The 25,460-nt window shown below is 63.5% G+C and carries 22 protein-coding genes and 1 pseudogene; 14 read left to right on the top strand and 9 right to left on the bottom strand.

Annotated elements, in window-relative coordinates:
* Window positions 1-101 precede the first annotated feature (101 nt).
* The 11 genes from AWB77_RS18350 to AWB77_RS18400 all read left to right on the top strand — a co-directional run bounded on the left by AWB77_RS18350 (window position 102) and on the right by AWB77_RS18400 (window position 12,570).
* On the top strand, window positions 102-776 hold the full coding sequence (locus AWB77_RS18350) for a response regulator (RefSeq protein ID WP_061135876.1): 675 nt from the start codon (window positions 102-104) through the stop codon (window positions 774-776).
* Window positions 766-2,142: a sensor histidine kinase gene (locus AWB77_RS18355; protein ID WP_061135877.1), complete on the top strand. Its 1,377-nt coding sequence runs from the start codon at window positions 766-768 to the stop codon at window positions 2,140-2,142. Before AWB77_RS18350 ends, AWB77_RS18355 begins: the two co-directional genes overlap by 11 nt.
* Window positions 2,143-2,228: 86 nt before the next feature.
* Complete coding sequence (locus AWB77_RS18360) at window positions 2,229-2,933, top strand: M12 family metallopeptidase (RefSeq protein ID WP_244158571.1); 705 nt, start codon at window positions 2,229-2,231, stop codon at window positions 2,931-2,933.
* Between the two features lie 163 nt (window positions 2,934-3,096).
* Entirely contained in the window at window positions 3,097-4,863 is a 1,767-nt protein-coding gene (locus tag AWB77_RS36635; RefSeq protein ID WP_208601531.1) for a zinc metalloprotease, read from the top strand.
* A gap of 178 nt (window positions 4,864-5,041) precedes the next feature.
* Complete coding sequence (locus AWB77_RS18370) at window positions 5,042-6,352, top strand: MFS transporter (protein WP_061135879.1); 1,311 nt, start codon at window positions 5,042-5,044, stop codon at window positions 6,350-6,352.
* Window positions 6,353-7,432, top strand: a complete 1,080-nt coding sequence (locus AWB77_RS18375; RefSeq protein ID WP_061135880.1) for a proline racemase family protein — start codon at window positions 6,353-6,355, stop codon at window positions 7,430-7,432.
* A 4-nt stretch (window positions 7,433-7,436) separates the two neighbouring features.
* Window positions 7,437-8,663, top strand: coding sequence for an NAD(P)/FAD-dependent oxidoreductase (locus AWB77_RS18380; RefSeq protein ID WP_061135881.1), 1,227 nt, complete (start codon window positions 7,437-7,439; stop codon window positions 8,661-8,663).
* A 14-nt stretch (window positions 8,664-8,677) separates the two neighbouring features.
* Window positions 8,678-9,580, top strand: a complete 903-nt coding sequence (locus AWB77_RS18385) for a dihydrodipicolinate synthase family protein (RefSeq protein WP_061135882.1) — start codon at window positions 8,678-8,680, stop codon at window positions 9,578-9,580.
* The gene (locus AWB77_RS18390) at window positions 9,577-10,575 is read left to right on the top strand and encodes a 4-hydroxyproline epimerase (protein WP_061135883.1); all 999 of its coding nucleotides are present in this window, start codon (window positions 9,577-9,579) and stop codon (window positions 10,573-10,575) included. Before AWB77_RS18385 ends, AWB77_RS18390 begins: the two co-directional genes overlap by 4 nt.
* Window positions 10,576-10,590: 15 nt before the next feature.
* On the top strand, window positions 10,591-11,826 hold the full coding sequence (locus AWB77_RS18395) for a metal-dependent hydrolase family protein (protein ID WP_061135884.1): 1,236 nt from the start codon (window positions 10,591-10,593) through the stop codon (window positions 11,824-11,826).
* 48 nt (window positions 11,827-11,874) lie between these two features.
* Window positions 11,875-12,570 carry a GntR family transcriptional regulator gene (locus AWB77_RS18400; RefSeq protein WP_061135885.1) on the top strand — a complete coding sequence of 232 codons (696 nt, stop codon included), beginning with the start codon at window positions 11,875-11,877 and terminating at the stop codon, window positions 12,568-12,570.
* Here the strand turns inward: AWB77_RS18400 and AWB77_RS18405 are convergent.
* Both AWB77_RS18405 and AWB77_RS18410 read right to left on the bottom strand, forming a co-directional pair.
* The gene (locus AWB77_RS18405; protein ID WP_061135886.1) at window positions 12,557-12,994 is read right to left on the bottom strand and encodes an aconitase X swivel domain-containing protein; all 438 of its coding nucleotides are present in this window, start codon (window positions 12,992-12,994) and stop codon (window positions 12,557-12,559) included. The genes AWB77_RS18400 and AWB77_RS18405 overlap by 14 nt on opposite strands.
* Window positions 12,981-14,234 carry an aconitase X gene (locus AWB77_RS18410; protein ID WP_061135887.1) on the bottom strand — a complete coding sequence of 418 codons (1,254 nt, stop codon included), beginning with the start codon at window positions 14,232-14,234 and terminating at the stop codon, window positions 12,981-12,983. Before AWB77_RS18410 ends, AWB77_RS18405 begins: the two co-directional genes overlap by 14 nt.
* A gap of 121 nt (window positions 14,235-14,355) precedes the next feature.
* On the opposite strand from AWB77_RS18410, the gene AWB77_RS18415 reads away from it, so the two are divergent.
* Complete coding sequence (locus AWB77_RS18415; protein WP_061135888.1) at window positions 14,356-15,516, top strand: CaiB/BaiF CoA transferase family protein; 1,161 nt, start codon at window positions 14,356-14,358, stop codon at window positions 15,514-15,516.
* 57 nt (window positions 15,517-15,573) lie between these two features.
* On the opposite strand, the gene AWB77_RS18420 is transcribed toward AWB77_RS18415, so the two are convergent.
* From AWB77_RS18420 to AWB77_RS18450, 7 genes and pseudogenes are all read right to left on the bottom strand, one after another.
* Entirely contained in the window at window positions 15,574-16,557 is a 984-nt protein-coding gene (locus AWB77_RS18420; protein ID WP_061135889.1) for a glycosyltransferase family 2 protein, read from the bottom strand.
* Between the two features lie 331 nt (window positions 16,558-16,888).
* Window positions 16,889-17,710 (bottom strand): annotated as a pseudogene (locus tag AWB77_RS18425) (SDR family NAD(P)-dependent oxidoreductase).
* Window positions 17,711-17,729: 19 nt separating this feature from the next.
* Window positions 17,730-18,146, bottom strand: coding sequence for a MaoC family dehydratase (locus AWB77_RS18430; RefSeq protein ID WP_061135890.1), 417 nt, complete (start codon window positions 18,144-18,146; stop codon window positions 17,730-17,732).
* 14 nt (window positions 18,147-18,160) lie between these two features.
* A complete protein-coding gene (locus AWB77_RS18435) occupies window positions 18,161-18,595 on the bottom strand; it encodes a MaoC family dehydratase N-terminal domain-containing protein (protein WP_061136065.1) in 435 nt (144 codons plus the stop codon).
* A gap of 2 nt (window positions 18,596-18,597) precedes the next feature.
* A complete protein-coding gene (locus tag AWB77_RS18440) occupies window positions 18,598-19,785 on the bottom strand; it encodes a lipid-transfer protein (RefSeq protein WP_061135891.1) in 1,188 nt (395 codons plus the stop codon).
* Window positions 19,786-19,822: 37 nt separating this feature from the next.
* The gene (locus AWB77_RS18445) at window positions 19,823-20,962 is read right to left on the bottom strand and encodes an acyl-CoA dehydrogenase family protein (RefSeq protein WP_061135892.1); all 1,140 of its coding nucleotides are present in this window, start codon (window positions 20,960-20,962) and stop codon (window positions 19,823-19,825) included.
* A 19-nt stretch (window positions 20,963-20,981) separates the two neighbouring features.
* On the bottom strand, window positions 20,982-22,874 hold the full coding sequence (locus AWB77_RS18450; protein WP_061135893.1) for a feruloyl-CoA synthase: 1,893 nt from the start codon (window positions 22,872-22,874) through the stop codon (window positions 20,982-20,984).
* Between the two features lie 228 nt (window positions 22,875-23,102).
* Between AWB77_RS18450 and AWB77_RS18455 the strand changes: the two genes are divergently transcribed.
* On the top strand, window positions 23,103-24,296 hold the full coding sequence (locus AWB77_RS18455; RefSeq protein WP_061135894.1) for an acyl-CoA dehydrogenase family protein: 1,194 nt from the start codon (window positions 23,103-23,105) through the stop codon (window positions 24,294-24,296).
* An 8-nt stretch (window positions 24,297-24,304) separates the two neighbouring features.
* A complete protein-coding gene (locus tag AWB77_RS18460; protein WP_061135895.1) occupies window positions 24,305-25,444 on the top strand; it encodes an acyl-CoA dehydrogenase family protein in 1,140 nt (379 codons plus the stop codon).
* The last annotated feature ends 16 nt before the right edge of the window (window positions 25,445-25,460 follow it).

The following is a 25,460-nucleotide window of genomic DNA, read 5'->3' on the forward strand; positions in this document are numbered from 1 at the left end:
TATAGAAAGGTGAAACCTTCTGTGAGCTTTCTGCGTCGATGTCGAAACATGGGTGTTAACCCGATGCTTAACGGAGCGTCCACGCAATACAATCGCGCACCATGAAGCTGCTGCTGATCGAAGACAATCCGACGCTCGCGCTCTGGCTCGCCAAGATGCTGGAACAGGAGGCGTTCGCGCTCGAAACGGTGCAGGACGGCGAGTCGGCCGATCAACTTCTGCGCACGAATCAATACGATGTCGTGCTGCTCGATCTCAACCTTCCGCGGCTTTCCGGCAAGAATGTGTTGCGACGCCTGCGCCAGCGCGGCGATCCGACGCCGGTGATGATCCTCACGGCGAGCGGCTCCATCGACGAAAAAGTGGAACTGCTCGGCGCGGGTGCGGACGACTATCTCGTCAAGCCGTTCGAAGTGCGCGAACTCGTCGCGCGCGTCAAGGTGATGATCCGGCGGCGCACGTCGTCGACGGCGAACGAGGTGTCGTGCGGCGACCTCGTGTTCGATATCGACACACGCCAGTTCGCGCTCAAGGGCGCGCCGCTCGCGGTGACGCCGCGCGAGCGCAGCGTGCTCGAAGCGCTGATCCTGCGTCTCGGCAAGACAGTCTCGAAGGCGTCCTTGCTCGATGCGATCACGCACGAGGACAGCCCGAGCGAGGACGCGCTCGAAATCTACGTGTCGCGGCTGCGCAAGAAGCTCGACGGCAGCTCGGCCGCCATCGTCACGCTGCGCGGCCTCGGCTATCTGTTGCGCAGGAAGGACCATGACCAATAGCCTGCGCGTGCGTCTTTTGTGGTGGCTGCTCGTGCCGCTCGCCATGTACGTGTTCATGACGGGCAAGGCCGCGTACGACAACGCGCGCCATACGGCCGATCTCGTGCAGGAAAACACGCTGCTGGCATCGGCGCGGATGATCGCGGGCGAGGTCGAATGGTCGGACGGCAGATTGCTCGTCGACGTTCCGCCTTCCGCGCTCGAAGTGTTCGCATCGCCGCAGGGCGATCAGGTTTTCTACAACGTGAGCGTCGACGATGGCCGCCTGCTCGCCGGCGCACCCGACTTCCCGACGCGCGCCGCCGACGGACACGACGCCCCGAATTACTACGACGCCGATCTTCACGGCAAGCCGATACGCGCCGTCGGTTTCGTGCGCCAGATGTACGACAACGGCGCGATACGCCGCGTGCTCGTTTCCGTCGGCAAGACGCAGGCGTCGCGCGATGCGATGGTGCGCGAACTGTGGCGTCCGCAGCTCGTGCGGCAGATCGAGATCGTGCTGCTCGCCGTCGCGCTCGCGTGCATCGGCTTGACGTTCGAATTGCGGCCGCTCCTGAAGGTGAAGGAAGAAGTGATGGACCGCGATCCGATGCAGCTCGAGCCGTTGCGCGTCGAGCGCCTGCACACGGAACTGCGGCCGATCGTCGAGGCGATCAACCAGTGCATCGCGCGGCTGGGGCTTCAGGTCGCGGCGCAGCGGCGCTTCATCGCGGATGCGGCGCATCAGTTGCGCACGCCGCTCACGCTGCTGGAGACGCAATTGCAGTTTGCACGGCAGCATCGGGAGATGGAGCCGTCGCTGAACGAAGCGCTCGCGGCGATGCAGCGGAGCAATCGTTCGATGGTCGGCCTGACCAACAAGCTGCTGCTGCTCGCGCAGGCCGAAGCCGCGGACTACACACAACTCGCGAAGCAGAAGGTCGAGCTTTGCGCGATCGCGCAGGATGTGATCGAAGACCTCGCGATGTTCGCGCAGAAGCGCGAGATCGATCTGGGCGCGGACCTGACCGGATCGGCGTGGGTCATCGGGCATGAGGGTTTGCTGTCGGCGCTCATCTACAACGTCACCGAGAACGCGATTCGCTATACGCAGGCGGGCGGGCATGTGACCGTCGCCGTCGCGCGCGATGAGCGCAACGTGACGCTGACCGTCACCGACGACGGCCCCGGCATTCCCGCCGAAGCGCGCAGCCGCGTGTTCGAGCCGTTCTATCGCGCATCCGCCGATACGGAAGGCACCGGTTTGGGTTTGTCGATCGCGAAGGAAATTGTACAGGCGCATCGCGGGGAAATCGGGCTCGGGACGCGTGAGCATCCGGAGCGGGGCGTGGTCGTGACCGTAAATTTCGTGCGCGCTTTGTGAGTCTTATGGAATGACCAGACGCGTTTGAGCGTGCGTTCGGAAATATACTTCTTCTACTTTGCGTGGCAGCGGGAACGGAGAAGAAGATGCGGCGAATCGGGGCGTGGCTGTTTGCATTGATGTCAGGAATGCTGCTCAGTGCGTGCGGCGGTGAGGACAGCGGCGGCGCTTCCGCCACGTCCAACGCCCAACTGCAAGGCACGAACAAGGGATTTGCCCTGTCGACGGTCATCTGGAAGCAGTTCCCGATCGGCGTGTGCTGGGACTTGAGCAATGCCGATTTCGCGCTCTATGCGACACAGCGGTCCTGGAGTCAGCAGGCGGTCGAAGCGAGCTGGGAGGCGCATTCGGGCGTCGTGTTCACGGGCTGGCAGCAATGCACGAACGCGCCGAATTACTACGGCATTCGTATATCGCTCGAAGACAGCGCGGCGAACGGGCCACATACGCAAGGTCTCGGCACTCAGTTGAACAATGTCGTCGGCGGAATGGTTTTCAACTTCACGTTCAGGAACTGGAGTCCGAGTTGCGTCGGGCGTGAGGAGTATTGCATCCGCAATATCGCCGCGCATGAGTTCGGGCACGCGCTGGGATTCGCGCACGAACAGAATCGGCCGGACACGCCATCGACGACGTGCAAGGAGCCCGCGCAAGGCACCTACGGCGACACGATGATCGGCGCGTGGGATCTGGCGTCGATCATGAATTACTGCAATCCGCAATGGAACGGTAACGGGCAACTCAGCGCGACGGATATCGTGATGGCGCAGATGTTCTATGGGGTGCGTTGAGCGAGACGACGAACGTTTCCGAAAAGCGGTTTCTTGTGCGTTGGCAAATGATTTTGAAAGCGTGTGGAAATATTCTGTAATACGTCGAACCCAGATTGCACTTTGAAAATATACTTCTCCGTTCCTGCGCGAGGGCGCATGGTTAGTCATAACGGAAAAGAAAATGGAAAAATTAAAGGGGTTAGCCTTCGCGTTATTTTCAGGGATACTGATAAGTGCGTGCGGCGGAAGTAACAGCGGAAGCGACGCGCTTAACGGGACCACCAAGGCTTCGGCAGAACAATCGGCGGCTCAGAGTAATGCGACGATAAAGGGCTATGCCTTGTCGACCGTTATCTGGGATCGCGTGCCGATCGGCGTTTGCTGGGATCTCAACAACGCGGACTTCGCGCGCTATTCAGCGGAACGCGGATGGACCCGCGCCGCGGTGGGGGAAACGTGGGAGCAGCACTCCGGCGTCGAATTCACCGGATGGCAGCAGTGTACGAACGACCCAGACTTCTACGGCATACGCATTTCAGTCGAAGACATCGCCGGGAGCGCCCCGCATACGTGGGGCCTCGGCGCGATGCTGAACAATTCGCCGGGCGGCATGGCGCTCAATTTCACGTTCAATAACTGGAAACCGAACTGCCAGGGACGCGAAGAATATTGCATTCGACGGATCGCTGCGCACGAATTCGGTCACGCGCTTGGTTTCGCGCATGAGCAGAACCGGCCGGATACGCCGTCGTCGTGCATCGAACCCGCGCAAGGTACACGAGGCGACACGATGGTCGGCGAGTGGGACCTCGCATCGGTCATGAACTACTGCAACCCGAAGTGGAACGGCGACGGGAAACTGAGCGCCACCGATATCGAGATGGCGCAGAAGTTTTATGGTCCGCACAAGACCGATACGGTCTATATCGTGACGCGCGTCTCGAGCCCTGCAAAGGTCACGGAATACGACCTGAACACTCGTCAGGCTGTGTCCACGTTCGAACTCAATTTCGGCGGAGCCGATGCTTTCATTCGCAAGATGGTCGCGAGTCCGGCTAAAAATCGGCTTTTCTTCGAAATGGAGATCAAATCGCAAGACGGGCCGCAGATGAAAGGCGCGCAATCGAGCATACTGATTGCATACGACATGGCTACGCGTACAGTGCTATGGAACACGCGAATGAGTCGTACGTCCGACACCGTGTTGAAAGCTTCGCCGGATGGTTCACGACTGTATTATGCAGTGGACAATTCCATCAGTACGTTGGATGCGGCGCACGGCGCGATCGTCGACGTCATGACCTTTTCCGATCCGTATCATATTGCGGCAGTCGATACGACTCCCGGTGACAACGACAGCGTGTACACGCTGGGCAATGTCTCCGGCACCGGCAAGCAGTACGTTCGCCGCGTGAACATGAAGGCGAAGAATGTGATGTTTTCGCTTCCGGTTGGACCGACACCAGGCGCATTTGCCGAAACGCAGTTTGTCGTGACACCGGACGGAAAGCGTGCGATTTACATGGCGCCTGCCGTGTATGCTGGCCCGTCGGATATGTCGGAAATAGATTTGTCGAATGGCAAGATCAGGAAACTGCCGGGCGTCGATCCGTACAGGTATCCGTATCAGTACATCAATGGCCTCCAGGCGTTCGATAATCATCAAGTCGTGTTCTCTTACAACAACGACTCTACCCTTATTGCTTCGGTCATAATTTACGACTTGGATGTCGGCGTGACAAAGCGGACCGAAACACAGAGACAAAGCTTCCCTCAAGTTCAGTATGATGCGAAGACGCAGTCGATCTTCACTGTGGATCATTACAATTCCGCACTCACGCAGTTTGTGCTTCAAGACGATGGCACTTATCGAGGTAACGACTTGGGCTTCAAGACAGCCCAGTTGCCTTCGATCTCGTCTTCGAATTTTGCCTTCGTGAGGCGTTGATGGAAGGGTTGGCATAGTTCAGCCGCGCGAAGCGGCGGAAGATCAAAGGTTGCCTGCCGCTTCGCTTTTTCTCTCTGACGACACATGCAGCGTTTTTGGATCCAAAATCCTTGATTCAAAATCGAGACAGGCGCACAATCGACCGGACCCGCAGCCTAAGCGATCCGAGGAAGCCGCCATGACCGACCGCGCCAACGCCGTTGCCAGCCCGTACGTCGCAAGCGATTCACCGAAAGTCTCATCCAGATCCAGCCGTGCAGTCACCGCCGCCGTCGTCGGCAACATCCTCGAATGGTTCGATTTCGGCACCTACGCGTTTCTCGCGACCGTCATCGCCAAAGTGATGTTCCCGGCCGGCGACGACTTCGCCGCCATGCTCGGCACCTTCGGCGCGTTCGGCCTCGGCTTCGCGGCGCGTCCGCTCGGCGCGATCATCTTCGGATGGCTTGGCGACAAGAAAGGGCGCAAGTGGACGCTCACCTTCGTCATGCCGCTGATGGCCGCCGCCACGCTCTTCATGGCGCTCCTGCCGACGTATGCGGCAATCGGCATATGGGCGCCGATCCTGCTCGTGGCCGCGCGCATGCTGCAAGGCGTTTCCGTCGGCGGCGAACTCGGCAACGCGGTCGCGTATCTCGTCGAATGGGCGCCGCAGAACAGGCGCGGTTTCTACGGCAGCTTCCAGCAATGCAGCACACTCGGCGGCATGCTGCTCGGCTCGGGCGCGGCCGCGCTCATGACGACGCTGCTCTCTGCGCAGGCAATGCTCGACTGGGGCTGGCGCGTGCCGTTCATCGTCGGCGCGATCGTGATCGGGCCGATCGGCTGGATCATCAGAAAGCGCAGCGAGGAAACGCCCGCATATCAAAGCGCGAGCGACGAAGCGCCGAGGACCAAAGGTCGCGCGCCCGCGCTGCTCGGCCTGCAGGCGTGCGGTCTTGTCATCGTATGGACGGTTTCGCTGTACGTGCTGCTCAACTATCTGCCGTCGTTCACGACGAAGTATGTCGGCATGCATCCGTCGACCGCGCTCTGGCTCAACACGGCGGGACTCATCGTGATGACCGCGTCGATCCCCTTCTGGGGCGCGGCCTCCGACCGCTTCGGCCGCAAGCCCATCTACGCGATCGGCTGCATCGCGTTTCTCGTGCTGCCGTATCCGATCTTCCATCTGATGCTCGAATACAAGTCGGCGGCGATCGTCGGCGCGGTGCAGGTGCTGGGCGGCGTCGTCATCGGCATATTTTCGGGCGTCGGGCCGGCCGTGCTCTCCGAACTTTTCCCGACGAAAATCCGCACGACGTGGATGTCGATCGGCTATGGCATTGCCAACGCGGTGTTCGGCGGATTCGCGCCGATGATCTCCATCGCGCTCATCAAGGCGACCGGCTCGCCGCTTTCGCCCGCGTACTTCGTGATGCTCGCGGCGCTGCTCTCGACCATCACGGTCGTCACCATCAAGGAGACGGCGCACGCGCCGCTGCAATAAATGCGCTGGAATCGCACGCTGACCGTAGTGAATTGCCATGCCGAAGGCGAAGTCGGCAACGTCGTGACGGGCTGCGTCTTCGACGTGCCCGGCGCCACGATGTTCGACAAGATGATGCACCTCGAAGAAGTGCGCGACGACCTGCGCCGCATCTGCATCTTCGAGCCGCGCGGTTCGGCGAACCAGACCGTGAACTTCATCCTGCCCGCGACCGATCCGCGCGCGCAGATGGGCTACGTGATCGCGGAATCGACCGAATATCCGGCGATGTCCGGTTCGAACACGATGTGCGTCGCGACTGTGCTGCTCGAAACCGGCATCCTGCCGATGACCGAGCCCGTCACCGAACTCGTGCTCGAAGCGCCCGCGGGCCTCATTCATCTGCGTTGCTCGTGCGCGAACGGCAAGGTCACGAAGGTCGAGTTCACGAATCAGCCGGCGTTCGCGAATCATCTCGACAGGACGATCGAGGTCGAAGGCATCGGCAGTCTGAGCGTGGATGTCGGCTATGGCGGCATGACGTATGTCATCGTCGATGCGGAGAAGCTCGGCTTTCGCATCGCGCCCGACGAAGCGCGCGAACTGTGCGAGCTGGGGCAAGTCATCAAGGCCGCGGCGGCGGAACAGTTGCCATCGCCGCATCCGCTCAATCCGCTCATCAAGGGCATCACGATGACCGAGTTTATCGGCCCCCTCGCACGCGAAAGCGGCGTGCTGAAATCGCGCAACACGGTGATCGTGTCGCCGGGGCGCTGCGACCGTTCGCCGTGCGGCACGGGCACGTCCGCGCGGCTCGCGGTGATGCACGCGAAAGGATTGATCGATGTCGGCGAGACGTTTCTGCACGAGTCGATCATCGGGTCGGTGTTCGAAAGCCGCATCGAATCCGTCACGCGTCTAGGCGATGTTCCCGCCGTCGTGCCCGTCGTCGCGGGACAGGCGTGGATCACGGCGATATCGCAGGTCGGCGTCGATCCGACCGATCGCTTCCAGACCGGCTTCACGCTTGCCGACACATGGTGCGAAGCCGTCGACGACAAGCTCATCAAATCGCGCGCGGGATCACGACGTGACGAGTGAAGACATGGCGGATGTCGTGGTGATCGGCGCGGGCATTGTGGGACTCGCGTGCGCGTGGGCCGCGTCGCGCGATGGCGCGCGCGTGACGATCGTCGATCGCGAGTTCGAAGGCGATCGCGCGTCGCACGGCAATGCGGGCGGCATCGCGGTGACGGAAAGCACGCCTATCGCCGTGCACGGCATGTTCACGAAGGCCGCGAAATGGCTGATTGATCCGCTCGGGCCGCTCGCGCTCGACTGGAAGCATGTGCCGAAGGCGCTGCCGTGGTTCATGGCGTTCCGGCGTGCGAGCGAACCGGCGCGTTTTCAGGCGATATCGCACGCGCTCGCGCTGCTGAACAACCGCGTCTACGACGACATCCTGCCGATGTTCGACGATATTGGCGCGAGCGCGATGCTGTATCGGCGTGGCGCGCTCACGGTCTATGAAACCGATGAAGCCTTCGCCGCCGATCAGCCCGAATGGTCCTTCAAACGCGAACTCGGCGCACGCTGGCATGCGTTGAACGCGCAGCAGGTGCGCGAGTGCGAACCGTCGCTCGCGCACGTGTTCAGACATGGCGTCTTTCTCGACGACTGGTCGCATATCGGCGATCCGCGCCGCATCGTCACGCTGTTGCGCGAGCGCGTGCGCGCGCTCGGCGCGCGCTTCGTGACGGGTTTCGCGCGCGGCATCGAAACGCCCGGATCGGTTTTGCTCGAGGACGGCGCGCGCGTGAAAGGACGACGAATCGTGATCGCGGCGGGCGCGTGGTCGAAGGCGCTTGCAAATTCAATCGGCGATAACGTGTTGCTCGAAAGCGAGCGCGGCTATAACGCAACGCTGCCGAAGCACGGCGTCGCGCTGACCCGCGAAGTGATCTTCGCGGAGCGCAAGTTCGTCGCGACGCCGCTCGACGTGGGCTTGCGCATCGGCGGCGCGGCGGAGTTCGCGGGCATCGATGCGCCGCCGAACTATCGCCGCAGCGACGCGTTGCTCGCGCTCGGCAAGCGCTTCATTCCGGGCATCGACGATACGGACGCCGCAAAATGGATGGGCCATCGCCCCGCGACGCCCGATTCGCTGCCGGTGATCGGCGCATCGCCGCGCACGCCGTCGGTGGTCTATGCATTCGGGCATGGTCATCTCGGCCTCACGCAATCCGCGACGACCGCCGCGCTCGTCGCCGATGTCCTCGCGAACCGCGCGCCGCGCGTGCCGCTCACACCTTATTCGATTGCGCGTTTCTAAACCGGAGAGCAGACATGCAAGTGAACTGGAAAGGCGTATTCCCCGCCGTCACGACGAAGCTGAAGGCAGACGGCTCGCTCGATCGCGATGCCATTGTCGCGGGCCTGAACCGTCTGATCGATAACGGCGTGGGCGGCGTCGTGATGATGGGCATGGTCGGCGAGAACGCGCAGCTTACGCCCGACGAAAAGCGCACGGTGCTGAAAATCGCCGTCGAAACGGTGAATGGCCGCGTCCCGGTCATCTCGGGCCTCGCTGAACTGAACACGGCAAGCGCAATACAGTTCGCCAAGGATGCCGAAACAATAGGCGTGCAAGGATTGATGGTGTTCCCGGGGCTCACGTATCGCTCGGACGATCGCGAGACCGTCGAATATTATCGGTCGATTGCGCGTTCGACGAAGCTCGGCCTCATGATTTACAACAATCCGCGCGGCTATGGCGTGGACATGCGGCCGGACTTGCTCGCGCAACTCGCCGATGAACCGAACGTCGTCGCGATCAAGGAAGAGACCTACGACACGACGCGCGTCACCGATCTCTACGCGCGCTTCGGCGAGCGCTTCGTCGTGTTCTGCGGCGTCGACGATCTGATCGTGGAATCCGTCGCGCTCGGCGTGACGGGCTGGGTCTCGGGCATGGCGAACGCGATGCCGAAGGAATCGGTCGACTTGCTGAACTACGCGGTGAACGGCGAATATGACAAGGCGCGCGCGCTGTATCGCGCGTTGATCGATCTATTTCATCTCGACACGCACGTGAAGCTCGTGCAGTACATCAAGCTCGCGGAAAACATCACGGCGGGCTATCCGGAATATGTGAAGGCGCCGCGTTTGATGCTCGAAGGCGCGGAACGGCAGCGGACGATCGAGATCGTCGAGAAGGCGATCGCGAATGTGCGGGCGCTCGCGCGATGAAATCCACGTTCTTCTGCATCGACGGACACACGTGCGGCAATCCGGTGCGCGTCGTGGCGGGCGGCGCGCCGACGCTCGAAGGCGCGAACATGATCGAGCGGCGCGCGCATTTTTTGCGCGAATTCGACTGGATACGCACGGCGCTCATGTTCGAGCCGCGCGGCCACGAAGTGATGTCCGGCAGCATTCTCTATCCGCCGACGCGCGACGATTGCGATCTCGCGATTCTCTTCATCGAGGTGAGCGGCTGCCTGCCGATGTGCGGCCACGGCACCATCGGCACGGTGACGACGGCCATCGAGAACGGACTGGTGCGGCCGCGCGAGCCGGGCGTGTTGCGGCTCGACACGCCCGCGGGTGTCGTCATCGCGCGATATCGCATGAACGGCGAGCATGTCGATTCCGTGCAGCTCGTGAACGTGCCGTCGTTTCTGCATTCGCAGGATTTGTCCGTGGACGTAGAAGGCCTCGGCGAGATTCGTTTCGATGTCGCATATGGCGGCAACTTCTATGCAATCGTCGAGCCGCAGCAGAACTACGAAGGTCTGCATGCGCTGAAACCTTCCGACATCCAACGGCTCAGTCCGATCCTGCGTCGGAAGGCGAACGAGAAGTACGCGTTCGTGCATCCGGAGAACGACGCGATTCGCGGCCTCAGTCACGTGATGTGGACCGGCGCGCCGACAGTGGAAGGCGCGAGTGCGCGCAACGCGGTGTTCTACGGCGACAAGGCCATCGACCGTTCGCCGTGCGGCACGGGCACATCGGCACGCATGGCGCAGCGCGTCGCGAAGGGACAGTTGAAGATCGGCGAGCGCTTCGTGCATGAGAGCATCATCGGCACCTTGTTCGAAGGCGTTCCGATGGAAGCGGCGCGCGTCGGCGAATTCGATGCAATCGTGCCGGGCATCGAAGGATGGGCGCGCGTGACGGGTCACAACACGATCTTCGTCGATGATCGCGATCCGCTCGCGCACGGATTCCTGCTGAAATAGACGGAGAGAATCGTCATGCTGATACTGAAGAACGCACGCGTGCTCGACGCCGATCACGAACGCGACGACGGGCGCTATTCCATCGTGATCGACGGCGATACGATCCGCGAAGTCACGCGCGAACCGGTCGAGGCGAGCGGCGCGCAGGTGATCGATGTCGGCGGCAAGACCGTGATGCCCGGCATGATCGATTGCCATGTGCATGTGATCGCGTCGGTTGCGCATCTCGGCAACAACAGCCGTTTGCCGAACACGTTTGCCGTGTTGCGCGCCGTGCCGATTCTCGCGGGCATGTTGCACCGCGGCTTCACGACCGTGCGCGATGCGGGCGGCGCGGACTATGCGCTTTCGCGCGCGATCGAAGACGGCGTGATCGCGGGACCGCGTTTGTTCGTCGCGGGCAAGGCGCTTTCGCAGACAGGCGGCCACGGCGATTTTCGGGAGCGCTTCGACAACACCGATCCCGATCCATGCGGCTGCAATCGCAACATGGGCGCGATCGGCCGCGTGGTCGACGGCGTCGACGAAATGCGCAAGGCGGTGCGCGAGGAAATGCGCGCGGGCGCGAATCACATCAAGATCATGGCGTCGGGCGGCGTGGCTTCGCCGACCGATCCCATCGGCAACCTGCAATTTTCCGTCGATGAAGTGAAGGCCGCCGTCGAAGAAGCGGAGTCGCATCAGACGTATGTGATGGCGCATGCGTACACGGCGAAGGCGATCGCGCGCGTGGTGAAGCTCGGCGTGCGCACGATCGAGCACGGCAATCTGATCGATGAAGAAGCCGCGAACATCATGGCCGAACACGGCGCCTACGCGGTGCCGACGCTCGTCACGTATGACGCGATGTCGAAGGTTGGCGCGCAGATGGGGCTCGCGCAAGACACGCTCGACAAGAACGAATCGGTGCGCAAGCGCGGTCTCGAAGCGCTCGCGATGCTGCATCGACGCGGCGTGAAGATCGGCCTTGGAAGCGATCTGCTCGGCGACATGCATCAGTATCAGAGCGATGAACTGTCGATACGCGCGGATATCGTCGGCGCATTCGAAGCCATTCGCCAGGCGACTGCGATCGGCGCGGAGATCGTCAACATGAAGGGCAAGCTCGGGTTCGTCGCAGCGGGTGCGTATGCTGATCTGCTCGTCGTCGACGGCGATCCGCTGAAGGACATCCGCGTGCTGACGGGGCAGGGCGAGCGCATCGCGGGCGTGATGAAAAACGGTGCGTGGGTGCGTGAGAAGTTGCGATGAAAGCCCATGTTACGATGCCGCAACTTCACGCATAAGCACGATAAGAACATGCCTCCGGTCGCGAACAAACCGCTTCGAACAGAGAGCGACAGCACGCACAGGATCGTGCGCACGACGACGGTCGAACTCGTCACGACCGCGATCCGGCAGCGCATTCTGTCGGGCGATCTCGCGCCCGGCGAAGTGCTGCGTCAGGAGGCGCTCGCCGACGAACTCGGCGTGAGCCGCGTGCCGATCCGCGAAGCAATCACGCGGTTGACGGGCGAAGGCTTGCTGACCAAGGTGCCGCACAAGGGCGCGTATGTCGCGGAACTGTCCATAGAAGAGGTCCAGGAAACGTTCGAGATTCGCCTGCGTCTGGAGCCGTGGCTCTTCTCGCAGGCGATCCCGCATATCACCGATGCCGAGATCGCGAAGGCGGAAAAGCTCGTCGAGGACATGGACGATGCCGACTCCGGCGTGTGGGGTCAACTGAACTGGCGTCTCCACGAAACGCTCTATCTGCCCGCGCGGCGCGACATCACATTGCAGATGCTGCGCGTGCTGCACGACCGCAGCGACCGCTACTTTCGCTTTCAGGTCGTGCAGGTGCCGATCCGCGAGCAGTCGCACGAAGAGCACATGAACCTGATCGACGCATGCAGGAAGCGCGACGCGAAGCTCGGCGCGAAGCTGCTCGAACAGCACGTGAAGACGGCGGCGCAGCAGATCATCTCCGTCGTCGAAACGATCATGGCGCGATGATTCTTACGCTCGCTGCATTGCCCTCATCGCCCGCATCGATTTCTATGTGAGCATCGCCGGCGGCGGCGATGCGCGCGAACGCGGCTTCATCGACCATCACGACCGGCACGTTCGACGCATAGAGTTCGTTCGCGACGATCGCGCCTATCGACAGAATCAGATCGCGCTCCGTGAGCACGATGCCCGCTGGCCCGGTGCCGTTGCGCAAGCTTTCCGCGAGCACGCTGCTGCTCGAACTCGATCCGCGCGCACGCGGCATGACGAGCACGCGCGATGCGAGGCTCTGGCCGTGACCGTCATGCGTGGCATCCACGATCAGGCCGCGCTCAGCGTCGTAGCCGCCCCAGAAGCTGAGCGGCGGCAACGCGATGACAGGTGCGCGCGCGTGGCCCGGAACGAGCGTGACGGCTTCAAACGTGTTCATCGATGCACACCTTTCCTTCGAACGCGGATCGCACGCATTCGCTCATGCTGCCGAACGCGACCGTCACGCCGATATTCGCCGGCGCATAGTGCGCCCATTTGCCCGAGTTGGTCATCACGAGGCCGCTGATCTGCTTCATGACCGGCGTGATGTACGTGCACGTATCGACGACGATCTGCACGCCGCGCTCCGTGAGATTCTGCGCGATGCCTTCTTCTTCGAGTTGCCAAAGCACGTAGCGGCTCGTGTTCACGTAGACATCGCAGCGCGGCGCGCCTTCGTGACCATCGAAAAGTGCGTCGAGCGCGCGGAATTCATCGACGGAAAAGTGCGGCGTGCCGAGCGCGACGGCGGCGAGGGCATCGCCGGGCCGCGCATGCGACCAGCGTGCGCGCACCGCGTGAAGATCGGCGGCGCTCAACGCGAGCGTGCGCTCGGGCGCGCGGCCTTGCAACGCGGCATCGAGCGTCGCGGCTTCCGGCGTAATGCCGACCGCATGGAACAGCGCCACCGATCCGCTCGATGCCGCCGCCGCGCCGAGCGCTTTCAGCTCGTCCTCGGTGGTGTCGTCGGGCAGGCCGGTGATGGCGGCCACCGTCGCGCCGGCGATGCTGCCGAGCAGAAAGCCGAGCGCGGCGAAGTCGGCATCGCGATGCGGCGACGCGCGAAGATCGGGCGCCGCGATCACGATGCGCGCCGCGCGATTCGCCGTGACGTGCAGGCCGGCGTCGGGCACGCGGCCGGTGATCGCGGCGGCGAGATCGAGGAAATCGCCGTATCGGCTCGTGCGCGCGCCGAGCACGGAGTTCGCGAAGACGATTGCGTTCGATTCCGCCCACGCGATCTGATCGCCGAGCTTCGGACGATGCTTCAATTGATACGGCGCGCACGTGAAGCTCGCTTCGCAACCGAGTTCGAGATGCGCCTGCATGAGGCGCTTGCCCGCGCTCGCGATATCGGCGGTGCCGCGAAAGAGTTCGGGATGGATGAGATCGAGCGAGCCGACGTTGAGCGTCGTCGGCACGGCGACGCGCGCGCCGCTCGCGACGAAGCGCTCGACGAAATCGAGGCTCGCCGCGCCGTGATACAGACATCCGTCGATATGCGCCGATGAAATATCGATGAGCGCGTGGGCGTCCATGACGCGCGCCGTCGCCGCGACGATACGCATCGCGAGCGCGAGGCCATCGCCGAGATCGCCGCCGAGCATGGCGGTGTCGCGTGGAGAAAGAGAGAGCATCGGATTCGCTGATCGAGCGCGGATGAACGTCAGCGCAGTCTACCCGATGCGGGTGGCGCCGCGCGTTTGCGCGTCTGGCCTACTGATGCAATCGAATCACTTTCAAACCGGAGGCGGGCAAATGGGCGTATTGAGCGGAGTTCGGGTCCTGGAATTCGAGGCGATCGGTCCTGCGCCGTTCGGCTGCATGCTGCTCGCCGACATGGGAGCGGACGTGTTGCGCGTGGATCGGCCGGTCGCGCCGGACGATCTCGGACCCAAGATCAGCGGCAAGCACAAGAATCTGACGGCACGCGGCCGGCGCTCGATCACGCTCGATCTGAAGAAGCGCGAAGCCGCCGAGGCCGCGCTCGGGTTGATGTCGAAGGCGGACATCGTCATCGAAGGCTTTCGGCCGGGCACGATGGAGCGTCTCGGCATCGGTCCCGACCAGGCGCTCGCGCGTAACCCGAAGCTCGTGTATGGGCGCATGACGGGCTGGGGACAGACGGGGCCGCTCGCGCAGCGCGCGGGGCACGACCTGAACTACATCGCGTTGTCAGGCGTGCTGTCGGGAATCGGCCGCGCGGGCGAGTCGCCGGTGCCGCCGCTGAATCTCGTCGGCGACTATGGCGGCGGCGGCATGCTGCTCGCGCTCGGCGTCGTGGCCGCGCTTTTTCACGCTCAACGCGGGGGCGTAGGTCAGGTGGTCGATGCCGCGATGATCGAAGGCGCCGCGCAACTGGGCACCACCTTCTGGGGATTGATCGCGTCGGGCAACTGGCGCGAGGCGCGCGGGAACAACCTGCTCGACGGCGGCACGCCGTGGTACGACAGCTATCGCACCCGCGATGGACATTACATGTCGGTGGGCGCGGTAGAGGCGCGCTTTTACGCGCAGTTGCTGGACAAGCTCGAACTTGCCGGCGCGAATTTGCCCGCGCAGCACGATCGCGCCGGATGGCCGATATTGCGTGCGAGGTTTGCGGCGGCGTTCGCCGAGCGCACGCGCGACGAATGGTGCCGCATATTCGAAGGCAGCGATGCGTGCGTGGCGCCGGTGCTCGGATTCACCGAGGCGGCGTCGCACCCGCAGCACGAGGCGCGCGGAAGTTTTGTCAAGTTCGACGGCGTCGTGCAGCCGGCCCCTTCGCCGAAATTTTCCGCGACGCCCTCGGCGATCGTGCGTCCTGCGCCGCGGCGCGGCGAAGGCGGGCGCGATGCGCTGCTCGATTGGGGCATGGATGAAGCGGAACTGACGTGCCTTCAGGCGAGCGGAATCGGATTCGAAACGCAACAATGACCGTCCGCGCGGCGGCCGCAAAACGGCCGCGAGCCACGCGGCCGTTTCCATCGGAAGCTACCTTCGTCCGAATTTCCGAACGAAGCAATAGAAGATCCACGGATGAATCTTGAGCATCGCCATGACGATCGACAGCTTCGGCCGATGATCCGAGTACATGCCGAGCAAGTGCGCGACCCGCAGTTTCTCCGACACGCTGCAAAGGATCGGCTTCGCGAGCCGATAGGTCGGGGCCTTGATCGCCGCCTGAAAAGCAATCGTGCGATAGGCAAAGATGTACTTCAATCGGAATAGCAGCCGCCGATAGTTCGGTATCGGCATCGACGCGGTGATTTTCTCCACGCGATCGATGATGGCGAAGAGATCCACGATATTCGGATTGAAGCGCGTCGAAATACCCGTTTCGCGATACATGTACGAATACAGGGTATCGGGCATCAGCCGCACGATCTTCGAATTGCCGAGCGTCTGGACGGACACGCAAATATCTTCGTAGATCAGCCCGGTCGGATGCTCGACAGCGAGAAAAATCGAACGGCGCACAAGTTTGTTACAGCAATATGCCTGCAGCGACAGATCGAGAATCTTCTCGACTGCCTGCATGCCGCTGATAACGGCGTCGCCCGTCTCGACGCGGTAATTGACCTTGCCGTCCGGCGTGATGTTTTCTGCGGCGAAGACCACGACGTCCGCATTGTGCGCTTCGGCTTCGTTGATGACGCGGCGGATGGTGTCATGGTGAATATGATCGTCGCTGTCGACGCAAAGAACATACTCGCCGCGTGCCGCCAATGCAGCGATCTTGCGAGTTTCGGCCAGGCCCTTGTTTTCGAGATTTTTAATAAGCTTCCAAGGAATTCTGTTTTGCTTCTCCAGAATGCGGGAAGTCATTTCCCCGGAGCGGTCAGGACTGCTGTCGTCGACGGCAATAATCTCGAAGTCGGTGGAGGTTTGTGACAGAAGTGAGTCGAGACATTCTTGGATGTACGGCTCGACTTTGTACACGGGTAGCAGGACGCTGATTTTTGGCGGTGCTTGCATGTATTGGAACTCCAGGCCGCGGAGTTTTTCAGTAGAGCGATGAATGGCCTTGGGATTCTACTTGGTGCATGGCATGCACGCATTAGGGTCATTGACTATTGCCAGATTGGTGCAAGGGTTATTCAGCAGTTTTTGCCGGACGGCCGAGCGTTCCACCCCGTACTTAATACTCAGTCATCCTGCTATTTGCGAAACAATGACCGGAAATTGGCACGCACGGTTATTTCTGGATCAAGCAAAGCACTCCGATCAATTTGCCAGCACAATAAAAAAGCACGTCCGGACAGACCGAACGTGCCAACGCAGCACACGCACTTGGAAATCGACAGCTCTATTGCAGATTGCCAGCCACGGCGACGGTCTGTCCGGTGATGTAATTGGATTCCGGCGAGCAGAAAAGATAAACGCCACCCGCCGCCTCATCCGGCGTGCCGCCGCGGCCCAGCGGATTGCGCTGCGCGTGCGATTTCAGCATCTCGGCGTTCAGGCCCACCCGGATATCGCGCCCGTCGATCTTCACGGACGCCGCGTCCTCGGTGCTCACGGTCATGCGCGTATGAATCAGTCCGAACGCGACGCAATTGACATTGACATTGAAGCGGCCCCATTCGCGAGCCAGCGCGCGCGTCATGCCGATCACGCCCGCCTTTGCGGACGAATAGTTCATCTGCCCGGCATTTCCGTTCAGCGCGGATGTCGACGAGATATTCACGATTTTCCGATAGTTCTCGCGACCGGCTTCCTTATCCGCGGCGTGCAGCGCCTTGATATGCGGATACGCCGCGCGCAGGATGCGAAACGGAGCCGTGAGATGGCAGTCGATGATCGCTTACCACTGTTCGTCGGTCATCTTCTGCACGACGTCGTCCCACGTGAACCCCGCATTGTTCACGATGATGTCGATGCCCTTGAACGTGTTCATCGCCGTGCCGACGAAGCGGTCCGCGAAATCCGGCGCGGAAACGTTGCCGACGCACGCGACCGCATCGACGCCTTGCTGGCGCAACAGTTCGACGGTCTCTTGCGCAGGTTCGGCGTCGAGATCGTTGATGACGAGCCGCGCGCCTTCGCTCGCGAGCTTCTTCGCGATCGCCTGACCGATGCCGCGACCCGAGCCGGTCACCAGTGCCACTTTGCCTTCGAGCTTGCCCATGATGTGTTCCTGTATGAAATCAGAGCGCGATGACCGCGTCGCCGAGCACGCGCGGTTCGCCATATTGATTGACTGTCTGGATTTCCAGCCGCACGCGTCGCTCGCCCGCGGCTTCGAATTTTTCGGTGACCTTGCCCGTACACGTCACGACGTGCCCGAGTTGCGTGATGCCGACGAAGCGCACGCCGAACGCGCGCAACTGCCGCTGCTCGACCCACGACGTCAGTAGCCGCCCAAGCCACGCCATCGACAACATGCCGTGCGCGAATACGTCTGGTGTGCCGGCGCGGCGCGCATAGTCGGTGTCGATGTGAATGGCGTTGTGATCGCCCGATGCGCCCGCGAACAGCGCGAGCGTCGTGCGCCCAACCGGGGCGAGCGTAAGTGGCGGCAAAGTGTCGCCGACCTGGATCGAATCGAAACTGATGTGGCCCATCCGTATTTCCTCGCTTATCGCTGGACGATGACGCTGCGCAGATCCGCCACGTGCTCCCCGCGCTGGTTCGTTACCCGCGTCTCGCGCACGATGAACCACAGCGCACCGTTCTTCTTGTCGTAAATATCGGCGATACGGCCTTCATAGCGAAGGAGGTCGCCCGCGTATGCCATGCGGTGATACTCGAACGACTGCTCGCCGTGCAGGATGCGCGACGACACGATGCCCAGCTCGTCGCGCCATGCCGTCGAAGGCTGTTCGAACTCGAGCGAGAACAGGAACGTGGGCGGCAGCGGCAGCGCGGCATGGCCGGCGTCGCGCGCGGCGGCATCGTCGAAATAGATCGGGTTCGTCTCGCCGATCGCCTTCGCGAAAAAGCGGAGCCGCCACGCGTCGGTCGACGCCGTGAAAACCGGCAGACGCATGCCGATATGTTTCCTGTCGATCATCATCAGACGGTCCGCTTGTAGATGGTGACGACGCCCGCGCCGCCCAGCCCGAGATTATGCTGGAGCGCGAGCCTGGCGTCCTTCACCTGACGGTCGCCCGCCGTGCCGCGCAACTGATGCGTAAGCTCGTAGCATTGCGCGAGGCCCGTCGCGCCGAGCGGATGGCCCTTCGAGAGCAGGCCGCCCGACGGATTGACGACCCACTTGCCGCCGTACGTGTTGTCGCCATTCATGACGAGGCGCTCGCCTTCGCCTTCGTTGCACAGGCCGAGTCCTTCATAGGTCAGCAGCTCGTTTTGCGCGAAGCAGTCGTGCAGCTCGACGACGTCGATGTCTTCGGGGCCGACGCCCGCCTGCTCGTAGGCGCGCGCGGCGGCATTGCGCGTGATGTCGAAGCCGACGACGCGGATCATGTCGTCCGCTTCGTACGTGCTCGGCAGATCGGTGGCGAGCGACTGCCCGGCGATCAGCACGTCGGTACGCAGCCCGTGCTTGCGCGCGAAGGCTTCGGACACGACGATCGCCGCCGCGCCGCCGCACGTGGGCGGGCACGCCATCAGACGCGTGAGGACGCCTTCCCAGAGCATGGGCGCGTTCATCACGTCTTCGGTCGACACGACATTGCGAAACACCGCGAGCGGATTGCGCGCCGCGTGCTGGCTCGCCTTCGCGCGGATGCGGGCGAACGTCTCGAGTTTCGTGCCGTACTTGCGCATGTGCGTGAGCCCTGCGCCCGCGAACTGGCGGATCGCCGTGGGAATCTCGGTGTGACCGACGAGCTTGTTGGTCAGGTCGAGCGCGCGTTCCAGCGCGGGCGCGCGATCATTCCATTTCGACGACAACGCGCCCGGCTGCATGAATTCGAAGCCGACGGCGAGCGCGCAATCGACCGCGCCGCTCTCCACGGCCTGGCGCGCGAGCCAGAGCGCCGACGAGCCTGTCGCGCAGTTGTTGTTCACGTTGATGACCGGAATGCCCGTCATGCCGACGCGATACAGCGCCTTCTGTCCGCACGTCGAGTCGCCGTACACGTAGCCGGCGTACGCCTGCTGAACGGCCCTGAAGTCGAGGCCGGCGTCGCCGAGCGCGTCGCGGATGGCGATCTCGCCCATCACGTCGTAGGTTTCGCTCGTACCCGGCTTCTTGAGCGGGATCATGCCGACACCCGCGACATACACTTTGCGGCTCATGTGCTTCTCTCCTTCGCTGATTGAGGATTCGACGGATTCACAGCTTGCGCGAGATGAGATCGCGCATCACCTCGCTCGCGCCGCCGTAGATGCGTGACACGCGGGCATCGACGAACGCGCGGGCGATCGGGTACTCGAGCATGTAGCCGTAGCCGCCATGCAGTTGCACCATTTCATCAAGTGCCTTGCCGAGCGTTTCCGTCGCGTAGAGCTTCGCGATCGCGGATTCCTCCAGCGTGAGACGGCGGCTCAGATGCACTTCGAGATAGTGATCGACCATCAACCGCACTGCGATGGCCTGCGCCTTGATGTCGGCCAGCTTGAACTTGGTGTTCTGGAAGTCCCACACGGTCTGGTTGAAGGCGCGCCGGTCCTTCACGTAGTTCAGCGTGTGTTCGAGGCAGGTTTCGAGCCGCGCCGCCGCGCCGATCGCAATATTCAGGCGCTCCTGCGGCAACTCGGCCATCAGATAGGCGAAGCCCTTGCCTTCCTCGCCGAGACGGTTCTCGACCGGCACGCGCACGTCGTCGAAGAAGAGTTCGGAAGTGTCCTGCGCGTGCATGCCGATCTTGTCGAGCTTGCGGCCGCGCCGGAAGCCTGCGCGCGTCGCTTCGACGACGATCAGGCTCACGCCCTTCGCGCCCGCCGTGGGATCGGTCGTGCAGACCACCACGACGAGATCGGCGTTCAGGCCGTTCGTGATAAAGGTCTTGCTGCCGTTGATGACATAGTGGTCGCCCTCGCGGCGCGCGCTCGTGCGCACCGCTTTCAGGTCGCTGCCGGTGCCGGGTTCGGTCATCGCGATGGCGAGGATCTGTTCGCCGGTGCAGATACGCGGCAGCCAGCGCTGCTTTTGCTCCTCGTTGCCGATGCGCGCGATATACGGCGCCACGATGTCCGAATGCACCGCGAAGCCCGGCCCGCTCACGCCCGCGCGCGTCATTTCCTCGTTGACCACGACGACATGCCCGTAGTCGCCGCCGCCGCCGCCGTATTCGCTTGGAATCGACACGCACAGCAGCCCCTGACGGCCCGCCTTCAGCCAGGTCTCGCGATCCACGCGGCCGGCCTTGTCCCATTCCGCCTGGCGCGGAACGCATTCGCGATCGAAGAATCGTCGCGCAGTAGTGCGAAGCATTTCATGATCGTCTCGAAAGACGGTGCGATTGATGTGCATGACGAACTCCTCGTGTTGGCTAGGGATGCGCGCGGACGATGTGCGGCGCCGGATCGTTTGCGTACAGTTCTTCGATCAGATGCGCGCGGCGCGCGCGCGTGGTGGCCTGATTGACGTAACCCTTGTCGGCGATTTCGTTGGCGTCGAGCGACGGCGGTTCGGCCATCGCCATCAGCCGTTCGATGACGAGCGTGGCGCCGGCGGGCTTTTGCCGCGCGAGCCGCTCGCGCAGCGCGCCGACGACGATCGGATGGACGACGAGCGCCTTCGCGTCGAGCGACGCGAGCTCGGGCGCGAGCCGCTGGCAGGCCGCGACGTTCGGCCAGGCGAGTGCGGCGAGATAGTCGCGGTCATGACCGCAGATCACGGCGTCCGAGAGCAGCGGGGCGCAGCAATCGACGAGCGCGAGCCGCAGCGCGCCGGTGCGGACCCAACTGCCGTTCGCGAGCTTGAAATCCTCGACGGTGCGGCCCGCGAATTCCATGCCCTTCGAGGCATCGTCGGGATCGGCGAGACGCACGGCATCGCCGAAACGGAAGAAGCCTTCCTCGTCGAACGCCGCCTCCGTCAGTTCCGGCTGGCCGATATAGCCGCCGAACACGTTCGGGCCGCGCATGCGGATTTCGTAACGTCCATCGGTGCCTTCGAGCGGCACGAGCTTCACTTCGGAGCCGAGCGCGGGCGTGCCGATGTTGCCGGGCGCGTCCGTCGGCCAGCCGCAATATGTGCCCATGCCGGACGTTTCCGTCGATGCGAGACCGGTGCAGAACGTAATGCGCTCGCCGATGGTCTTTTGCGCGACGTTCTGGATGCGCGTCCACACATCGGCGGGCATGCTCGCGCCGCCGTAGCCGAAGAAACTCGCGTTTGCGAAAAGGCTTCTTGCGAGTTGCGGGTCGCGTTCGAGTTCGGTGGCGAGCACGGTCCACGCGGAGGGGACGCTCGTGAAGATCGTCGGCGACACTTCGCGCAAATTGCGCACCGTGCGCTCAAACATGCCGGGCACTGGACGGCCGTCGTCGATGTAGTGCGTCGCGCCGAATTCGACCGCGCGGCCGAGATGCAGCACGCCGCCCAGGCCGTGATGCCACGGCAGCCAGTCGAGGAATACGGGTTGCGCGTCGAGCAGCCACGCGAAGCTGTCCGCGAAGTAGGCGGCAACCGCGCGCAGATTGCGGTACGTGAGCCGCACGCCCTTCGGCGCGCCGGTCGAGCCGGAGGTGAAGAGCACGCGCGCGGTGTCGTCGTCGCGGATCGCGGCATGTGCGTGCTCGAGCGCCTGCTGCCGCGCGTCCGATAGCGGCGTGGCGCTGAGCGTGTCCCACGCGAAGTGTCCCGCCTGCGCCCCGTTCACGGCGATGACGGGCACGTCGGGCGCGTCCGCCGCGCTGAGCGCCGCGAGCGCGCGCGCGTACTGTCCGGTTTCCTGTACGAACACCGCGCCGGGCGGCACGCGCTCGCAAATTGCCTTGAGCCGGCCGAAGTCCTTGCTGAGCAGCGCGTAGGTAGGCGAAACCGGGGCGCTCGGAATGCCGGCGTATTCGGCGGCGAGCAGCGCGACTGCCTGCTCGATGGAATTCCCCGACAGCAGCATCAGGGGGCGCTTCGGGCCGAGGCCCATGTCGAGGAGTGCGGCGCCGACCGAGCGCACCTGCCGCCACAGATCGCGCCAGCTCAACGTGCGCCATGCACCATCTGGCGCGCGCTCGCAGAAGGCCGGCGTGTCGCCGCGCTCGGCGGCCCAGTTGGGAATGAAGTCGGCGAAGGAGCGCTGCGCGATGTCGGGCAATGCGCGGTCGCAACGAAGAATCAGCGTGCCGCCGGCGCGGCGCTCGACAATCGTTCGGCGTTGCGGGAAGCGTACGGGACGATACCGCGGCTTCGTCGCGCCGCCTGCTTCTGGCGTAGTCATTACGCTTGTCTCCTCTGCGTGTTTGGCATCCTCGACAGCCGACGAGTGTGTGCCGTTTTCCTGAAGCATACGGCTTGTGCGCAAGGCGGCGACCACCCAAGTCGGGTGGCGGCGCCTGCGGTGCGGCAGCGTATCTTGCTATCAACAGCCGGCACGACGTGAAGCCGCTCAAGGCGCATCGGTAGAGGCGGGCGATGTCGGTGAATCGCGCGTCGAGGAGACAGTCCAGTGAATCTCAGCTATTCCAACGCGGATCTCGCGTTCCGCGACGAAGTGCGCCGCTTTCTGCGCGAAAGCCTGCCCCTCGATCTGCGCGACAAGGTGCTCGGTCACCGCCATCTCGACGCCGAAGATCTCGTTCGCTGGCAACGCATCCTGAACCAGCGCGGCTGGGGCGCGCCGGGGTGGCCGGCCGAGTTCGGCGGCACGGGCTGGAGCCCGATGCAGCGGCTTCTGTTCGATATCGAATGCGGCATCGCGGGCGCCCCCAACCAGCTTCCTTTCGGACTCAAGATGATCGGACCCGTGCTCATGAAGTTTGCGAGCGCGGCGCAACGGGCGCGGTTCCTCCCGCGCATTCCGACGGCGGAGGACTGGTGGTGCCAAGGCTATTCGGAGCCGGGCGCGGGCTCGGATCTCGCCTCGCTCAAGACGCGGGCGGTGCGCGACGGCGCACGCTACATCGTGAACGGACAGAAGACCTGGACCACCTACGCACAGCACGCGAACTGGATGTTCTGCCTCGTGCGCACCGATCCCGAGGCGAAACAGCAAAGCGGCATCTCGCTGCTCCTGATCGACATGAAAAGCCCGGGCGTCACCGTGCGCCCGATCCGCACACTCGAAGGCCGCGCCGATGTCAACGAGGTGTTCCTCGATGAAGTGAGCGTGCCGGCCGGCAATCTCGTCGGCGAGGAAAACTGCGGCTGGACCTACGCAAAGTATCTGCTCGGTCACGAGCGCACGGGCATCGCGGGGATCGGCGCGTGCAGGCGCGAGCTGAACTACGTGAAGGCGCAGGCGCTGCGCGAACGCAGGCACGGCAAGCCGCTTGCGGAAGACGTGCGCGTGCGCGAGAAGATTGCCCGCATCGAGGCCGAGGTGCTCGCGCTCGAAATGCTGCTGATGCGCGTCGCGTCGCAGGCGAGCCAGCGCGGCGCGGGCATGGAATCGTCGATCCTGAAGATTCGCGGCTCGGAGCTGCAGCAGCGGCTGTCGGCCTTGCAACTCGACATCGCCGGGCCGGATGCGTTGCCCTTCTCGCCGGACTGGCTTGCCGACGGCTTCGACGGATGGACGCCCGGACCCGCCCACGGCGCGGGCGTCGGCAGCTTCTATCTGGAGATGCGCAAACCGACCATCTACGGCGGCACGAACGAAGTGCAGAAAGAAATCATCGCGAAAGCGGTCATCGACGCGTGAGGCCGGACATGGACTTTTCATACAGCGAAGAACAGCGCCAGCTCGCCGACAGCTTGCGGCGCTTCATCGAGGAACGCTATCCGCTGGAGACGCGCCGTCACGCAAACGGCTTCAGCCGCGACGCGTGGCGGACTTACGCGGAATTCGGCGTGCTCGGTCTCGTGATCGGCGCCGAATACGGCGGGTTCGACGCCGACGCTACCGACACGTTCGCGGTGCAGTTCGAAGCAGGCCGCGCCTTGCTGCCGGAGCCGCTCATTGCGTGCGCGGTCATGGCGGCAGGACTGATTCAGCGACACGGCACCGAAACGCAGCGCGAAGCGTGGCTGCCGCCCATCGCCGAGGGCCGGGAAATCATGACGCTTGCCTATCAGGAGACGTGCACGCGATACGATTTCGCGCGGCCATCGACGCTCGCGCAAGCGCATGCCGACGGTTTCCAGCTCGACGGCGAGAAGGTTCACGTGTGGCACGGCGAGACGGCGCGATCGCTGATCGTGTCGGCGTGGAACGCGTCGGCGCAGGCGGTGTCGCTGTTCGTCGTGCCGTCGACCGCCGCGGGTGTGTCGATGCGCCCGTATCCGGCGCTCGACGGCGCCCGCGACGCGCACGTGACATTGAAGGCGGTCCGCGTGCCGGAAAGCGCGATGATCGGCGACGGCACGCACGGCGCAGCGATGCTCGAAACCGCGCTCGAACTCGGCATCGCCGCGCTGTGTGCGGCGAGCGCGGGCGCGTTGGAGCGCCTGATCGAAATGACGGCCGAATATCTGAACATGCGCAAGCAGTTCGGCCAGCCGCTCGCGCGCTTTCAGGCGTTGCGGCATCGCATCGCGGACATGGCCGTGCAGAAGGAACTGGCCGTGTCGATGGCGCATCTCGCCGCATCGGCCATCGACCATCCGGACGCGGTCGAGCGGTGCCGCATGATCTCGTCGGCCAAGCTGATCGTGAGTCAGGCGGCGCGCTTCGTCGGCGAGCAGGCCGTGCAGTTGCATGGCGGCATGGGTGTCACGGCGGAACTGCCGGTGGGCGACTACTTCAAGGCGCTGACGGCGGCGTCGCTGCGCCTGGGCGATGCAGACCATCACGCCGACGTGCTCGCGAATCTGCCGGCCGGCGCAAGCTCCCGCGCGCTCACGGCGTAAGATCCGCGCGGCGGAC

This window comes from Caballeronia fortuita, assembly GCF_001544835.2.
Lineage (GTDB): Bacteria > Pseudomonadota > Gammaproteobacteria > Burkholderiales > Burkholderiaceae > Caballeronia > Caballeronia fortuita.

What these genes read in the sequence shown, in the direction of transcription:
- AWB77_RS18350 (WP_061135876.1), top strand. Translation starts at nt 102, where the DNA reads ATGAAGCTGCTGCTGATCGAAGACAATCCGACGCTCGCGCTCTGGCTC.
- AWB77_RS18355 (WP_061135877.1), top strand. Translation starts at nt 766, where the DNA reads ATGACCAATAGCCTGCGCGTGCGTCTTTTGTGGTGGCTGCTCGTGCCG.
- AWB77_RS18360 (WP_244158571.1), top strand. Translation starts at nt 2,229, where the DNA reads ATGCGGCGAATCGGGGCGTGGCTGTTTGCATTGATGTCAGGAATGCTG.
- AWB77_RS36635 (WP_208601531.1), top strand. Translation starts at nt 3,097, where the DNA reads ATGGAAAAATTAAAGGGGTTAGCCTTCGCGTTATTTTCAGGGATACTG.
- AWB77_RS18370 (WP_061135879.1), top strand. Translation starts at nt 5,042, where the DNA reads ATGACCGACCGCGCCAACGCCGTTGCCAGCCCGTACGTCGCAAGCGAT.
- AWB77_RS18375 (WP_061135880.1), top strand. Translation starts at nt 6,353, where the DNA reads ATGCGCTGGAATCGCACGCTGACCGTAGTGAATTGCCATGCCGAAGGC.
- AWB77_RS18380 (WP_061135881.1), top strand. Translation starts at nt 7,437, where the DNA reads ATGGCGGATGTCGTGGTGATCGGCGCGGGCATTGTGGGACTCGCGTGC.
- AWB77_RS18385 (WP_061135882.1), top strand. Translation starts at nt 8,678, where the DNA reads ATGCAAGTGAACTGGAAAGGCGTATTCCCCGCCGTCACGACGAAGCTG.
- AWB77_RS18390 (WP_061135883.1), top strand. Translation starts at nt 9,577, where the DNA reads ATGAAATCCACGTTCTTCTGCATCGACGGACACACGTGCGGCAATCCG.
- AWB77_RS18395 (WP_061135884.1), top strand. Translation starts at nt 10,591, where the DNA reads ATGCTGATACTGAAGAACGCACGCGTGCTCGACGCCGATCACGAACGC.
- AWB77_RS18400 (WP_061135885.1), top strand. Translation starts at nt 11,875, where the DNA reads ATGCCTCCGGTCGCGAACAAACCGCTTCGAACAGAGAGCGACAGCACG.
- AWB77_RS18405 (WP_061135886.1), bottom strand. Translation starts at nt 12,994, where the DNA reads ATGAACACGTTTGAAGCCGTCACGCTCGTTCCGGGCCACGCGCGCGCA.
- AWB77_RS18410 (WP_061135887.1), bottom strand. Translation starts at nt 14,234, where the DNA reads ATGCTCTCTCTTTCTCCACGCGACACCGCCATGCTCGGCGGCGATCTC.
- AWB77_RS18415 (WP_061135888.1), top strand. Translation starts at nt 14,356, where the DNA reads ATGGGCGTATTGAGCGGAGTTCGGGTCCTGGAATTCGAGGCGATCGGT.
- AWB77_RS18420 (WP_061135889.1), bottom strand. Translation starts at nt 16,557, where the DNA reads ATGCAAGCACCGCCAAAAATCAGCGTCCTGCTACCCGTGTACAAAGTC.
- AWB77_RS18430 (WP_061135890.1), bottom strand. Translation starts at nt 18,146, where the DNA reads ATGGGCCACATCAGTTTCGATTCGATCCAGGTCGGCGACACTTTGCCG.
- AWB77_RS18435 (WP_061136065.1), bottom strand. Translation starts at nt 18,595, where the DNA reads ATGATCGACAGGAAACATATCGGCATGCGTCTGCCGGTTTTCACGGCG.
- AWB77_RS18440 (WP_061135891.1), bottom strand. Translation starts at nt 19,785, where the DNA reads ATGAGCCGCAAAGTGTATGTCGCGGGTGTCGGCATGATCCCGCTCAAG.
- AWB77_RS18445 (WP_061135892.1), bottom strand. Translation starts at nt 20,962, where the DNA reads ATGCACATCAATCGCACCGTCTTTCGAGACGATCATGAAATGCTTCGC.
- AWB77_RS18450 (WP_061135893.1), bottom strand. Translation starts at nt 22,874, where the DNA reads ATGACTACGCCAGAAGCAGGCGGCGCGACGAAGCCGCGGTATCGTCCC.
- AWB77_RS18460 (WP_061135895.1), top strand. Translation starts at nt 24,305, where the DNA reads ATGGACTTTTCATACAGCGAAGAACAGCGCCAGCTCGCCGACAGCTTG.